Origin of the sequence: Corynebacterium sp. ACRQK (assembly GCF_022345965.1) — a bacterium.
GTDB lineage: Bacteria > Actinomycetota > Actinomycetes > Mycobacteriales > Mycobacteriaceae > Corynebacterium.
Map to the genome: position 1 here is coordinate 1 of NZ_JAKRMU010000011.1, position 13,213 is coordinate 13,213.

Annotated in this window: 13 protein-coding genes and 2 pseudogenes; 13 read left to right on the forward strand and 2 right to left on the reverse strand. The window is 53.1% G+C overall.

Annotated elements, in window-relative coordinates; genetic code table 11:
• The 8 genes and pseudogenes from MHX63_RS09960 to MHX63_RS09995 all read left to right on the forward strand — a co-directional run.
• Positions 1-1,976, forward strand: a 1,976-nt coding sequence (locus MHX63_RS09960) for an RHS repeat-associated core domain-containing protein (protein WP_239388597.1), incomplete at its 5' end; no start/stop codon positions are given.
• A gap of 16 nt (positions 1,977-1,992) precedes the next feature.
• Entirely contained in the window at positions 1,993-2,664 is a 672-nt protein-coding gene (locus MHX63_RS09965; RefSeq protein ID WP_239388599.1) for a hypothetical protein, read from the forward strand.
• Positions 2,665-2,667: 3 nt separating this feature from the next.
• Complete coding sequence (locus tag MHX63_RS09970) at positions 2,668-3,066, forward strand: hypothetical protein (protein WP_239388601.1); 399 nt, start codon at positions 2,668-2,670, stop codon at positions 3,064-3,066.
• A gap of 222 nt (positions 3,067-3,288) precedes the next feature.
• Positions 3,289-3,339: pseudogene (locus MHX63_RS10535) on the forward strand (hypothetical protein); the annotation flags it as partial.
• Between the two features lie 69 nt (positions 3,340-3,408).
• Positions 3,409-4,299, forward strand: a complete 891-nt coding sequence (locus MHX63_RS09980; protein ID WP_239388605.1) for an HNH/ENDO VII family nuclease — start codon at positions 3,409-3,411, stop codon at positions 4,297-4,299.
• On the forward strand, positions 4,296-4,733 hold the full coding sequence (locus MHX63_RS09985) for a hypothetical protein (protein WP_239388608.1): 438 nt from the start codon (positions 4,296-4,298) through the stop codon (positions 4,731-4,733). The genes MHX63_RS09980 and MHX63_RS09985 overlap by 4 nt, the downstream gene beginning before the upstream one ends.
• Positions 4,726-5,529 (forward strand): hypothetical protein, encoded by an 804-nt coding sequence (locus MHX63_RS09990; RefSeq protein WP_239388610.1) that lies wholly within the window; start codon positions 4,726-4,728, stop codon positions 5,527-5,529. Before MHX63_RS09985 ends, MHX63_RS09990 begins: the two co-directional genes overlap by 8 nt.
• Before the next feature lie 190 nt (positions 5,530-5,719).
• Positions 5,720-5,899, forward strand: coding sequence for an immunity 51 family protein (locus MHX63_RS09995; RefSeq protein WP_239388612.1), 180 nt, complete (start codon positions 5,720-5,722; stop codon positions 5,897-5,899).
• A gap of 19 nt (positions 5,900-5,918) precedes the next feature.
• Here the strand turns inward: MHX63_RS09995 and MHX63_RS10000 are convergent.
• Positions 5,919-7,153 (reverse strand): IS3 family transposase gene (locus MHX63_RS10000; protein WP_239388614.1). Its coding sequence is split into 2 segments (ribosomal slippage): positions 5,919-6,862 and positions 6,862-7,153, totalling 1,236 coding nucleotides; the frame shifts between segments, so codons are not numbered across the junction.
• Here MHX63_RS10000 and MHX63_RS10450 point away from each other — a divergent pair.
• Positions 7,152-8,516, forward strand: a complete 1,365-nt coding sequence (locus MHX63_RS10450) for an RHS repeat-associated core domain-containing protein (RefSeq protein WP_304504264.1) — start codon at positions 7,152-7,154, stop codon at positions 8,514-8,516. The genes MHX63_RS10000 and MHX63_RS10450 overlap by 2 nt on opposite strands.
• A gap of 10 nt (positions 8,517-8,526) precedes the next feature.
• Positions 8,527-9,480, forward strand: coding sequence for a hypothetical protein (locus tag MHX63_RS10010; protein ID WP_239388616.1), 954 nt, complete (start codon positions 8,527-8,529; stop codon positions 9,478-9,480).
• 771 nt (positions 9,481-10,251) lie between these two features.
• Here the strand turns inward: MHX63_RS10010 and MHX63_RS10015 are convergent.
• Positions 10,252-10,776, reverse strand: a pseudogene (locus MHX63_RS10015) (transposase); the annotation flags it as partial.
• A gap of 501 nt (positions 10,777-11,277) precedes the next feature.
• On the opposite strand from MHX63_RS10015, the gene MHX63_RS10020 reads away from it, so the two are divergent.
• The 3 genes from MHX63_RS10020 to MHX63_RS10030 all read left to right on the forward strand — a co-directional run bounded on the left by MHX63_RS10020 (position 11,278) and on the right by MHX63_RS10030 (position 13,094).
• The gene (locus MHX63_RS10020) at positions 11,278-11,946 is read left to right on the forward strand and encodes a hypothetical protein (protein WP_239388618.1); all 669 of its coding nucleotides are present in this window, start codon (positions 11,278-11,280) and stop codon (positions 11,944-11,946) included.
• Positions 11,947-11,949: 3 nt separating this feature from the next.
• The gene (locus tag MHX63_RS10025; protein ID WP_239388620.1) at positions 11,950-12,348 is read left to right on the forward strand and encodes a hypothetical protein; all 399 of its coding nucleotides are present in this window, start codon (positions 11,950-11,952) and stop codon (positions 12,346-12,348) included.
• A gap of 218 nt (positions 12,349-12,566) precedes the next feature.
• Positions 12,567-13,094: an RHS repeat-associated core domain-containing protein gene (locus tag MHX63_RS10030; protein WP_239388663.1), complete on the forward strand. Its 528-nt coding sequence runs from the start codon at positions 12,567-12,569 to the stop codon at positions 13,092-13,094.
• The last annotated feature ends 119 nt before the right edge of the window (positions 13,095-13,213 follow it).

The following is a 13,213-nucleotide window of genomic DNA, read 5'->3' on the forward strand; positions in this document are numbered from 1 at the left end:
TCGGTCGCCTGACCAGCATCACCAACCCGGCCGCCACCATCACCTACACCCGCGATACCTACGGCCGGGCCACCGCTGAAACCACGCGCCTGGCCAGTGGCGAAGAAACCCGCCACACTATTGAGCTCTCCGCCACGGGCATGGTCACCGGCGAACACCTCACCCTACCCACCGACCACACCATCACCACCGGCTACGGACGCAATGCCGCTGGTGAGATCACCAGCAGCACCATCACCCAACACACCACCGCAACCACCGACGGTTCAGCCCTACGCCTACCTACCGATGACGCCGACACTGGTCGCGTGCTTGCCGAGCTGACCTACACCACCAACACCCGCGGCCACCGCGCCACCACCGCCATCGACAACCTGGTACGCACCGTCAACATCGACGCCCGTGGACGTATCACCGGTGACCACACCAACCTGTTGGATTCGGCAACACCTGGCGGGCTAGCCCCTGTTGCTGGTCGTGACTTCACCTGGCAAGCCGACTCCACCCTCACTGCCATCACCGACCAACTGCGTGGTACCACCAGCTTCACCGTCGACGCTATCGGCCGCGCGACCAGTGCGACACGCACACCCCACACCAACCACAGCAACCCCAGTGACCAGGGCACCACCCCACCACAGACCACGACACACACTCCTGCACGAGCAGGCACTCCAGCACAACCGGGCAGTACCACCGGGGTGTCCGCGCAGGAGAACTACTCCTTCACCCCGGCTGGTGTGCTGGCCTCTACTGCTGACGGGGTCATCGACTACCACAACACCCTGCCGGTCAAAGTCGGCCGGACTACCTACACCTACGATGATGCAGGACGTATCACCCGCACCGTGACCAAACGTCTGGGTAAGAAACCGTTGGTCCATCACTTCTACTACGCCACCGGGGAACAACCCATCGGCTTTAGCTCAAGTGATGCTCCCGGTGTTGGCTATCGCTACACCTACGATGGTCTCGGCCGACGTGTTGCCAAAGACACGATCAACACCACCACCGGTGAAGTTACCCACCGTGACGTGTTCACCCACACCGGTAACCAACTGGCCGCTGTCACCACCACCGTGGATAACGATTCGGCACGTGTGGGTGAAGGCTACGTGTGGACTACTGACCCGGCCACTGGTGAGACACACGGCCAGATCGCACTAACCAATGGCACCAGTGGCACCACCCAGACTCCGGCTAATCCTGCCGCTGGTTGGTCCCAGGCGCGGGTCGATGCGACGTTCTACGCCCTGGTGTGTGACCTAGCCGGAGCGCCTCAGGAACTGATCAACACCACCACCGGTGTCGTCGAGGGACACACCACCCAAACGTTGCACGGCAAACGTACGTGGACTGGTCGGTGCACTAGCCCGTTGTTGTTTGCCGGTCAGTACGAAGATGTTGAATCCGGGTGGGCGTACAACCGCTTCCGCTACTACAACCCCACCCTGGGCGCCTACAACGCCCAAGACCCACTCGGACTCGCACCACGCCTCGCATCGGCACAAGGGTATGTTGACCACGCAGCATTCTGGGTCGACATTTTCGGGTTAATGTCGCATATTTCCGCGAACAAGGCCGCCGGAGAAAAATTCGAGGCAAACGCGGAATCAATCATTCGTGAAAAAATGGGACCCGATAATTGGGCAAAGCAGGTCACCACTCGCGTAAATCTTGGAGAAGGAGCGTGGAAGAATAGCCGCGCTGACTTCATTATCAAGGGCAATGATGAACAATTCCACTTCGTTGAAATCAAGAGTGGCAATGCTAAGCTCACAGAGGGTCAACAGCTGGTCCAAAACGAACTAGCCAAGGACGGAGGAGCCGTCGAAATGCGCTCAGCTCGGACCGACAAGACCACTCCTCTTGGCACAAGCAAGGGTAGTTTCTTGACGGGCCAATTTCATACCTTCTATATGGATGACTCAAGCCATGTAGCCAAGATAGGTAAACTACTTGACAGTATTTCGTAGGAAAGGATCACAAAGGATGGCAGCACCCAAGCTTTTTACGAATGTAGACTCATGGTTTAACGAAAGGGGCTATATACGAAAGGGAACTAGGAATCCGCATTGGACCAAAGAGCTTGGTCCAGACCTCGAGTTCGTTCTGTCCAGTGACCCAATCAAGATTTCTAAAGACATGTACGAAACACGAGTTCTTTTCTGGGCACGCTTCCCAAAACTAGATGCACTCGATTCCGCATTGCACCTAAAAAACACAAAAATGGGAACCCCCACTGGAATTGCAAAATCAATAGGACTCATGGTCGCATCCTTACAAGGCGCTTGGAGTGACGGGTACCAACCGCTCGAAGCTTCTGGAACAGGACCGAATTGGGACGCTTTTCTTAGCCAATTAGATTCTGCGCTCCCAGAAATCGAAGCTGAACTCACGATCGACCCAGATTTTCGTCACAATGTAGAAACAAGTAAATACTGGAAAGTTAGTCAGAATCACCGATTTGCCGAGATGTTTATTCTCCTGCACTTCAAGGAATGGGACAAAGCACAACACATGTTGGACACCACCGACTGGCGAAAAGTGATCAACCCCCAAAACATTGCCGACATGCCCAACAAACCCACCACAGACGAAGACGTCCGCAACGTCACCGAACAACTAGCCAACTACATCAACACCCACAGAAACAACTCCTAAACCATGAGCTACGACATCCTCATCATCGATCCCACCACCGTCCCAACCACCACCCATCAAGAATTCATGGACTGGTACAACAAAGCCACCCAATGGGACCAACCACGCAACTACTCCACCACCACCGGCTCCACCCCAGCCATCACCAACTGCTACACCCAACTAGCAGCACGCTTCCCCGACATCAACAGCGACATTGACCTCGACGACGACGAAGCAGAAGAACCCACCACCGAATACACTATCGGCGACGACTTCCTCTACACCGCCTTCGACTGGGACGATGCCGAAGAAGGCCACAACACAGCACACACCATCGCCACCCAACTAGACCTAGCCTTCGTCGATGTCAGTGACACCACCACCATCCACTTCCCCGACGGCAGCACACTCACCCACTAACCAACTGCCAGCCACAACAATCTCCTAAATCAAAGCCCGAGGACAAAACACGTCACTCGGGCATTACCGTGACCACCACTAAAAAGCCCGACAACAAGACCACTTCAATGAGGTAGCCTCAAGTGTGAAGATGCTCCTCATGAAGGATGCACTGGGCGTCGACTGCAAAAATAGTTAGCACCACACGTCCACCACTTCTACTACGCCACCGGTGAACACCCCATCGGCTTTACCTCCTCCGATGAACCAAACACCGGCTACCGCTACACCTACGATGGTCTCGGCCGACGTGTCGCCAAAGACACCATCAACACCACCACCGGAGAAGTTACCCACCGTGACGTGTTCACTCACACCGGTAACCAACTGGCAGCTGTCACCACCACCGTCGACACCGATCCGGCACATGTAGGTGAAGGCTACGTGTGGACCACTGACCCTGCTACTGGCCAGACACACGGCCAGATCGCACTAACCACCAGTAACACCAACGACACTCCGGTTAACCCTGCCACCACCTGGCCCCAGGCCCGGGTTGATGCGACGTTCTACGCCCTGGTGTGTGACCTAGCAGGAGCACCACAGGAACTGATCAACACCACCACCGGTGTCATAGAGGGACACACCACCCAAACCTTGTACGGCACACGCACATGGGCGGGTCGGCGTACCAGCCCGTTGTTGTTTGCTGGTCAGTACGAGGATGTGGAATCAGGCTGGGCGTACAACCGGTTCCGCTACTACAGTCCCACCTTGGGTGGCTATAACGCCCAAGACCCACTCGGGCTTGCCCCACGCCTAGCATCAGCACAAGGGTATGTCGACCACGCAGCATACTGGGTCGATGTTCTCGGGCTGATGGCACACCGTCGCATTGGAAGCTGGGCCTCACACGATGTCCTCGGAAAGAAAGTCTACAAAAGTGATTCAGGTTATTTGTTCGACCCAAACCACGTTCACCGAGGTGAAACTAACGTAGAACGGATGGCCAGAGGTCTAGCGCCAAAGGGACATGATGGTAAATCTATTCAGTTGCACCACATTGGCCAAGATGACAACTCAACACTGGTTGAATTAACTCAAACGATGCATAAGAGTAACCATAACACTCTTCACATCTTCAACGGGTTAAAATCTAGTGAGTTTCCAAAGGACGTAACTCCGGTGGACCGTAATGCATTCAACTCCTGGAAAAGACAGTACTGGCAAGAAAGGGCTTTAGACTTCCTATGATTAATCTGAATGATTTCGCAAGCTTCGACGACAGTTATGTATTTGGCGAAGGCAGCACTCTACAAGAGGTTCAGGAAGGCTTTGCATCTTGCCCTGAATGGTTGCCAGAAGACTTCAAACAGCTATTCACCCAATGCGATCGATGGACCTTAGTCGGAGTCGAAATGTTTTCCCCCCTATCAGTCCCCTACTCTCCTGATCAACGCGCAATTACCCTCAACGCCGAATTCCACGAAGACTATCCAGGCCACGAGGAACTATTTGCCGTGGGAGAAATGGGAGATGACAGCTACCTTGTCCTCCAACACCTCGACGATGAAATTGTGTGCGGCTATTTCCATACTGGTGACGAAGAATGGTTCGGAAATAAATATCCGACCCTAACTGAGTGGGCATACGCCTGCCTCGAAGCCAACGGAGAGCCAAGTGTCTAAGCCACGGCAAAGGCTCCAAGGAGTCCAACGCAACCAATCATTTGATGATGACTTAATCCAGGGAATGTCCTTTGAGGCCGTAACTCTTGAACAATGCTCATTTGTTCGCACCGAATTCGATCACTGTTCTGGATCATATCTTTCGTTCAAGGATTGCACTATTCGGAACCCGAGTTTTCGTTCTTGCGGTGATTGGGACCACATCAGCCTCATCAACACCACTGTCGAAAAGATCGAAGAACCACTAGATGTCTCGATGTTTTCCAGAATTGAAGGCAGCACACTTAGCGACATCATAATCAACGGAAGACGACAAAAAGACCACACACCACTTGGACTTATAAACAGCACTATCTCAGGAAAGCTAGCTAATTTCGCGATCGCAGAGAACCAATCACAGAATCAACTTCTTGGATGTGACCTCCGCGACTGCGCTGTCTACAACGTCCGTTTCCTAGGCATCCCAGTAGACCGGTGCCAGCTGCCCAACAGCGTTCATTCCCTCGTCCTCACCAATTGGTCAGACCTAGCAGACGAAGTCTTTTCCAAAGCAACATTCACCTTTAAGAACCCAGCTTCAACCAAGGCAGAGAAGACCGCTGCGTCGATAATAATGGACGAGATCCAACTAGATGCTGGAACATTTCATTCCACACATGGAACACAAAGACTTGGCGCAGAGAAACTCAATCTAACTCGCGATAGAGGAGCCAGATTGGTCAGTGAACTACTCGACACCACAGTGCCGGTCGAGATTGCGAATGCAATTCGTGCAATTTACGCGCCTTGGCTCTAAAGCCCACGGTAGCGTCCGCTAGCACGGTGTATTTGAGGCCCACAATCAGCTTCGTCGCAGTATATATAAGGGCAACCACCACGGAAGCTTTTCGAATCAATTCTTAGCCATTTGCCAAAAGTATTCACCCACGATATCCGTGAAACGTCCCGGCTTTAGATCCAGCCTCTGCTAAGGAAGGATTTGCACAATGCCCAGGACGCGTCAGTTCGCCGCCGTGGACACCATGCCCAAGGAAGCAGTCGGCGTCATAGAACAAGCAGGACACACACCCAACGGCTACTTCCTCGACAACCTCGCCAAGTACCTACTCCGACAAGCAAACGTCACCACCGACGGCATCGAGTTCGACAGTGAAGCAGGCATGTGAAGTGTCCCGGGTTTTGTTCCTAGGCTTGTGCCTTGATTTCCATTATTTCTCGACTGGGGTGGTGTTCCCAAAATTCGGTTTCGACTTCAGCCGGCGTGCGGTAGCCCAGGCTCTGGTGGAGCCTTGACTCGTTCCACCAATTCACCCACTCGAACGTCGCGATTTCCACGTCGACGACATCGGCCCACGTTCGCCTATGAATCAGCTCATTCTTGTAGGAGCCGTTGACGTTCTCAGCCAAAGCATTGTCATAGGAGTCGCCCACCGTCCCAGTGGACGCTGCGATACCGTGCTCAGCCAAGCGCTCGTTGTAGACGATGCTCACATATTGTGAGCCGTGGTCTGAATGGTGAATCAAGCCCGTTGTTTCCTTAGCGCACACGATTGCCTGGTTCAACGCCTGCAGCGGCAAGGCTTCGGTGCGCATCGAATCGGACAGCGCCCATCCGACGATCCTCCGGGAGAATACATCGGTCACGAACGCGGTGTACACAAAGCCTTTTCGGGTGCGCACGTAGGTAATGTCCGCCACCCACAGCCGATTAGGGCCAGGGGCCTTAAACTCACGTTTTACCAAGTCAGGGCGATGATCCGGACCCTTGGGTTTGCGCGTTGTGATTGGTGCCCCACCTTTGCCCTTGCCGGACAGTCCAGCACTGCGCATCAGCCGGGCTGTTTGCTCGCGTCCAATGTCAATGCCCTGGCGGCGCAGCACGCGCCACATTTTGCGAATCCCGTAGACACCGTAGTTTTGTTTATGAACTTCGGTAATGCGCTCTACTAGGGCAGCGTCGCGAAAAGCGCGGGAGCTTAAGCCCCGGGCCTTGGATTGGCGGTATCCACGCGAGCTAAGAAAACCGCCTTCGCGATGCGTGTTTAACGTCTGGCAGATGAACTCGACTGAGAAACGATTCCGATGCTCATCGATGAATCGGATCATTTCCGACGTTTTGGGTCGAGTTCGGATGCGAAAAAAGCTGAGGCGGCTTTCAACAACTCATTGGTGTCCCGCAGCTCTTGATTCTCTCGACGCAACCGTGCGTTTTCTGCAGCAAGGTCCTCGGGCATTGATTCCACAACACGTCCTTCGCGACGAGCGGCCTGCGTCCATTGCCTCGCCGTGTGCCACGAGACGCCCAGCTTTGGGGCTACTGCCTGGCACGCGGCTTGCATCGACATATTTTCCGCCAAGATGCGGTCTTCCACGAGACGGACCACACGGTCCTTGGCATCCTGGTCAAATTTTCTTGGCATGTTCCAGATTTTCCCATCTACTCAAACGGAACAAAACCTGGGACACTTCACCTTCACCCCAGCAGGTGTCCTGGCCACTACCACTGACGGGGTCATCGACTACCACAACACCCTGCCAGTCAAAGTCGGCCGGACTACCTACACCTACGACCAGGCTGGCCGTATCACCCGCACCGTGACCAAACGCCTCAGCAAGAAACCGTTGGTTCATCACTTCTTCTACGCCACCGGTGAACAACCCATCGGCTTTACCTCCTCCGATGAACCAAACACCGGCTACCGCTACACCTACGATGGTCTCGGCCGACGTGTCGCCAAAGACACCATCAACACCACCACCGGAGAAGTTACCCACCGTGACGTGTTCACTCACACCGGTAACCAACTGGCAGCTGTCACCACCACCGTCGACACCGATCCGGCACATGTAGGTGAAGGCTACGTGTGGACCACTGACCCTGCTACTGGCCAGACACACGGCCAGATCGCACTAACCAATGGCACCAGTGGCACCACCCAGACTCCGGCTAATCCTGCCGCTGGTTGGTCCCAGGCGCGGGTCGATGCGACGTTCTACGCCCTGGTGTGTGACCTAGCCGGAGCGCCTCAGGAACTGATCAACACCACCACCGGTGTCGTCGAGGGACACACCACCCAAACGTTGTACGGCAAACGCACATGGGCCGGTCGGTGTACCAGCCCGTTGTTGTTTGCAGGCCAGTATGAGGATGCGGAATCAGGGTGGGCATACAACCGCTTCCGCTACTACAACCCCACCCTGGGCGCCTACAACGCCCAAGACCCACTCGGGCTTGCCCCACGCCTCGCATCAGCACAGGGGTATGTCGACCACGCAGCATTCTGGGTAGACATGCTTGGGCTACGTGGTAAAGAAGCACATAGCCTCGGAATGCCCAAAGTTCCTCACGACGTTTACCCTAATCGATTCACAGATGGAACCTTCAAACCTGCGATTCCTAGTTCAACGGACTCGCTAACACAGCAGATGGCCAACGACGCTGTTCTTAGAAAGGCAGGTTTAACTGCCCCTCCTCCGCTTGATCCAGCACCCAATGGGGTAGTCCGATCAATCGGTAATACACCATCACACCAAGCAGCACTGCAAGCCCGATATGAAGAACTAACGAGGACAGGAGCCACTGATATTAGGATCAATCAACAGCAAGTGAATATGCAAGGACAACATGTGGGATACAATCGACCCGACCTTCAATTCACTCAAAATGGTCAGAGATTCACAGAAGAATGGGACAGGGTTAGTTCCAATCGTGGTGAGCTTCATAGGATCAGAACTGAAGCAAATGACCCAACCGTAACCGTAATCTTGCATCAGTTCGACTAGGAGATATGTAGTGAACTTTTCTCTCCGCTTTGGCGACCCAAGCATTTTCGTGTCTGGGGACCAAGACACAGCCCTGGAAGTCTTAACTGAGTCCTTTTCGAAGGATGTTAGTTTGATTCCGGTTGATCCAGCAGACTTGGACTCCTTGACAACTGAGCCTGTCTACTACTTGAACAGCAGCGCTGGGGTCACTTCGATCAGTACAGTCAATCCCACAGTTCCCACCCTCATGGAACTAATGCGACGATTCATCGGCGCGCGCTGCAAGACAATTGGTGGTTTACTTATTCTTCCCCAAGGAGAAATCAGAAAGGGAAGCTTCGCCAACCCGACTACAGCCATGGCACTTCCCCATCCTGATAGTGGCCAACCAGAGGTTGTCTCAAACGTGCTGTGGAATGGGCGAGTCAGCCTGCAAAACAGCAAACTCAAGGGCTTCCCAGCATCCGCGAAACAATTAACGACAGACGACATCATTGGATATTTTGAAAAACTAGATATTCACATCCAATTTTCGAGTGAATTTGATAGCTCAAATAAGTTTGTGAAGGTACATTTTCCACTGTCACGTAATGACGTAGTTAGGAATGCGCTGAGCCACGATCCAAACTATTCTTCAAGACAAGGAACGGAGCAATTAACCGAAGTTTCCGCCGAATCACCAGAGTTTTCAATTCAAATCTCAGATGGTTCCACTGTGCTGAATGCATCCACCTCTGCAGAAATCCGATCGGCAATCCACATCCTAACCGCCGATGCTTACAAGGAAGGCCGTCGATTTGCATTCGACGTAACCAATGGCATTCCATCTTCTCAACGCCGAATACGCATTTCCTTTAGCCCAGAATTGGATTCTTGGAATCTAATAACCGAAGCAGATCCACAAAACCAAGAGTCAAGTTTTTCGACACTAGATAATGAAGAAGTATTTGCCTTTGTTTCAAATTGGGCACTCGAACTCTAGGCAATTTTGTTCAATCTTTCCATCCACGTCTATTCGCAACGCCTTCTACCTCTCGCTGAGATCATGTGAAATAAATTATTTACAGCTACTCGGAACACCAGTAATCCATGATCAATTCGCTGAAAAGTATCATCACGCCATCATTACCAATTGGATAAGTCAGAAACAGAAACTTATGGAAGTCTGTGATCAGGTTGCTAATACTGGAACGAGATTTCAAGTGGCTACTGCTCAAATGATGACCCAGATTATTGAGCTGGATGACTCCCACACGCAAGTAACCAACCGAGGAAACAGATTTGCATTTGAGCCAATACCAAACAGCCCTGCCATAACCGCCAGCCCTTATCTTGATTTTTATGAGCAAGCTGGCATTATCTCGGCTTGATTCAAGAGTGAGCAGATAAAAGCTTCAAGCCCTTCGCTAAGGCCGATTCTGAAACACCCTCGACAAGAGCCGGTGGTACATCGAAACATCCTCAGGATTTGTAGAAGGAACATTCCTTGAACGGCTCGTGGAATGCGCATCAACACTAGGTAGAACCACCGTATCCTGAGGCAAATCCTCCACCGATGCCCCCACCTTAACTACAGTCACCCTGTTGGACTGCGCCAACTCCGTCAGATGGTGGCCAGGCTGATACAACCAACCATTCCGATCGTGATGACGATCCGCCACCAGCACCACATGATGAAGGGTCCCGATGTTTGTTCCTAGGCATTTGCCTTGATTTCTATTATTGCTTGCGGCGGGTGCTGCTCCCAAAATTCGATTTCCACCTCGACAACGTCATTCCACCTGCGAGTATGGATTAGCTCGTTCTTGTAGGAGCCGTTAACGTTTTCAGCCAGAGCATTGTCATAAGAATCCCCGACAGTTCCGCTGGAACCGGCAATCTCGTGCTGGGCAAGACGCCCGTTGTAGACAACGCTGACGTACTGCGAGCCGTGACCCGAATGATGAATGAGACCTGTTATTTCCTCAGCACACGCGATCGCCCGGTTGAGAGCTTGCAACGGCAACGCTACGGTGCGCATGGAATCTCATAACGCCCACCCAACGATCCGTCGGGAGTAAACGTCGGTGACAAACGCGGCCAAAGCCATTCTTCGTGCGCACATACGTAATGTCAGCCACCCACAGGTTGTTCGGGCCTTGGACTGGCGATAACCACGCGAGGTGATGAACCCACCAGCTCGGTTATTCCTCAACGTCTTACAGATGAACTCGACAGAGAAACGATTCCGGTATTCATCGATGAACCGGATCATTTCCGACGTTGTGGGTCGAGTGCCTGGCACACGGCGTGCATCGACATATTTTCCGCCAAGATACGGTCCTCGACAAGACGGGCCACACGGTCCTTCGCATCCTGGTCAAATTGTCTTGGCATACTCCAGGTTTTCCCATCTACTCAAACGGAACAAAACCTCGGACACTTCAACCCTTGGCGCCTACAACGTCCAAGCCCCACTCGGACTCGCCCCACGACTAGCCTCAGCCTAGGGGTATGTCGACCACGCAACACACTGGGTAGACATTTTCGGCTTAATGTCGCATATTTCCGCGAACAAGGCCGCCGGAGAAAAATTCGAGGCAAACGCGGAATCAATCATTCGTGAAAGAATGGGTGAAGATAACTGTGCGAAGCAGGTCACCACCCGCGTAAATCTAGGAGAAGGAGCGTGGAAACCTTTTGCAGGGCCAATTCCATACCTTCTATATGGACAACCCTAGCGATGTGGCTAAGCTTGGTAATCTTCTCGACAGGATCGCATAGAAAAGGAACACTAAATATGGCAGCACCGAAACTCTTTACTGACGCCGACGCATGGTTCGCCGACAGAGGCTACACCAGGGAAAAATCCAAGGAACCAACATGGAGCAAACAACTCGAACCATACTTGGAAATCAATATTAGCGGCGACCCCATAAAACTATCCTCAGGCCTCTACAACACCGGATTCATCTACACAGCACGCTTTCCCCAACTCGCAAAGCTACATTCATCCCTTCATCTACCCAACTCAAAAATGGGCAAACCCGTTGGAAAGAGGAAGGGAAGCGCACTAAAACCTTCACGATTCACTGACGCGTATAGCCATGGTTATGAGCCTTTCGAACCATCCGGATCCGGCCCCAATTGGGAGGCATTCTTTAAGCAATTCGGCGCAGCCCTGCCCAAAATTGAAGCCGAACTCACTGACGAGCCTGACTTCCGCCACAACATAGAAACAGGACAGTACTGGCAAGTAAGTAATTTCCGCTTCTCAGAGATGCTTATCCTCCTGTACTTCAAGGAATGGGACAAAGCACAACACATGCTGGACACCACCGACTGGCGAAAAGTGATCAACCCCCAAAACATTGCCGACATGCCCAACAAACCCACCACCGACGAAGACGTCCGCAACGTCACCGAACAACTAGCCAACTACATCAACACCCACAGAAACAACTCCTAACCCATGAGCTACGACATCCTCATCATCGATCCCACCACCGTCCCAACCACCACCCATCAAGAATTCATGGACTGGTACAACAAAGCCACCCAATGGGACCAACCACGCAACTACTCCACCACCACCGGCTCCACCCCAGCCATCACCAACTGCTACACCCAACTAGCAGCACACTTCCCCGACATCAACAGCGACATTGACCTCGACGACGACGAAGCAGAAGAACCCACCACCGAATACACCATCGGCGACGACTTCCTCTACACCGCCTTCGACTGGGACGATGCCGAAGAAGGCCACAACACAGCACACACCATCGCCACCCAACTAGGCCTAGCCTTTGTTGATGTCAGTGACACCACCACCATCCACTTCCCCGACGGCAGCACACTCACCCACTAACCAACAGCCAGCCACAACAATCTCCTACATCAAAGCCCGAGGACAAGACACGTCACTCGGGCATTCCCGCAGACACCCCAAAAACCCTGAAAGCAAGCCCACTTCAATGAGGTAGCCTCAAGTGTGAAGATGCTCCTCATGAAGGATGCGCTAGGCGTCGAACACAAAAATAGTTAACACCCCACGCCCACTTCTACTACGCCACCGGTGAACAACCCATCGGCTTTACCTCAAGTGATGCTCCCGGTGTTGGCTACCGCTACACCTACGACGGTCTCGGCAGGCGTGTCGCCAAAGAAACCATCAACACCACTACTGGTGCCATCGAAAGACGAGCCACACAAACCCTCCACGGCACACGCACCTGGACAGGAACACACACCAGCCCACTACTATTCGCAGGACAATACAAAGATGCCGAATCAGGGTGGGCGTACAACCGCTTCCGCTACCACAACCCCACCCTTGGCGCCTACAACGCCCAAGACCCACTCGGACTCGCCCCACGCCTAGCATCAGCCCAAGGCTACGTCGACCACGCAGCATTCTGGGTAGACGTCCTTGGGCTGATGTCTCATCAGCGAACAATTCCTTCGTCGGTCGACGAATTGCCGAACGGCAAATTTCCCCGTAATGCGCATCTCGCCGGAAGTACGAAGCATTTCCCTGTCGGCTCCGAAATGGCGAAACGGTATCCAAATGGGTTCCCGTTCAATGAAAAAGGTTTTCCTGTCTTTGACGAATGAATACATGAAATTGACGGTAAACCGATGGATCTGCAGCTTCCTCCAAATACTTGGGAGTTGTCGCGAGCTCAGCACGACAGCATACTTGATGCGGCTGCGGGCATCTCAGCGGAATATTG

Excerpts from the sequence above, each read along its gene's own strand:
- MHX63_RS09965 (WP_239388599.1), top strand. The coding sequence starts at position 1,993 with ATGGCAGCACCCAAGCTTTTTACGAATGTAGACTCATGGTTTAACGAA.
- MHX63_RS09970 (WP_239388601.1), top strand. The coding sequence starts at position 2,668 with ATGAGCTACGACATCCTCATCATCGATCCCACCACCGTCCCAACCACC.
- MHX63_RS09985 (WP_239388608.1), top strand. The coding sequence starts at position 4,296 with ATGATTAATCTGAATGATTTCGCAAGCTTCGACGACAGTTATGTATTT.
- MHX63_RS09995 (WP_239388612.1), top strand. The coding sequence starts at position 5,720 with ATGCCCAGGACGCGTCAGTTCGCCGCCGTGGACACCATGCCCAAGGAA.
- MHX63_RS10450 (WP_304504264.1), top strand. The coding sequence starts at position 7,152 with ATGTTCCAGATTTTCCCATCTACTCAAACGGAACAAAACCTGGGACAC.
- MHX63_RS10020 (WP_239388618.1), top strand. The coding sequence starts at position 11,278 with ATGGCAGCACCGAAACTCTTTACTGACGCCGACGCATGGTTCGCCGAC.
- MHX63_RS10025 (WP_239388620.1), top strand. The coding sequence starts at position 11,950 with ATGAGCTACGACATCCTCATCATCGATCCCACCACCGTCCCAACCACC.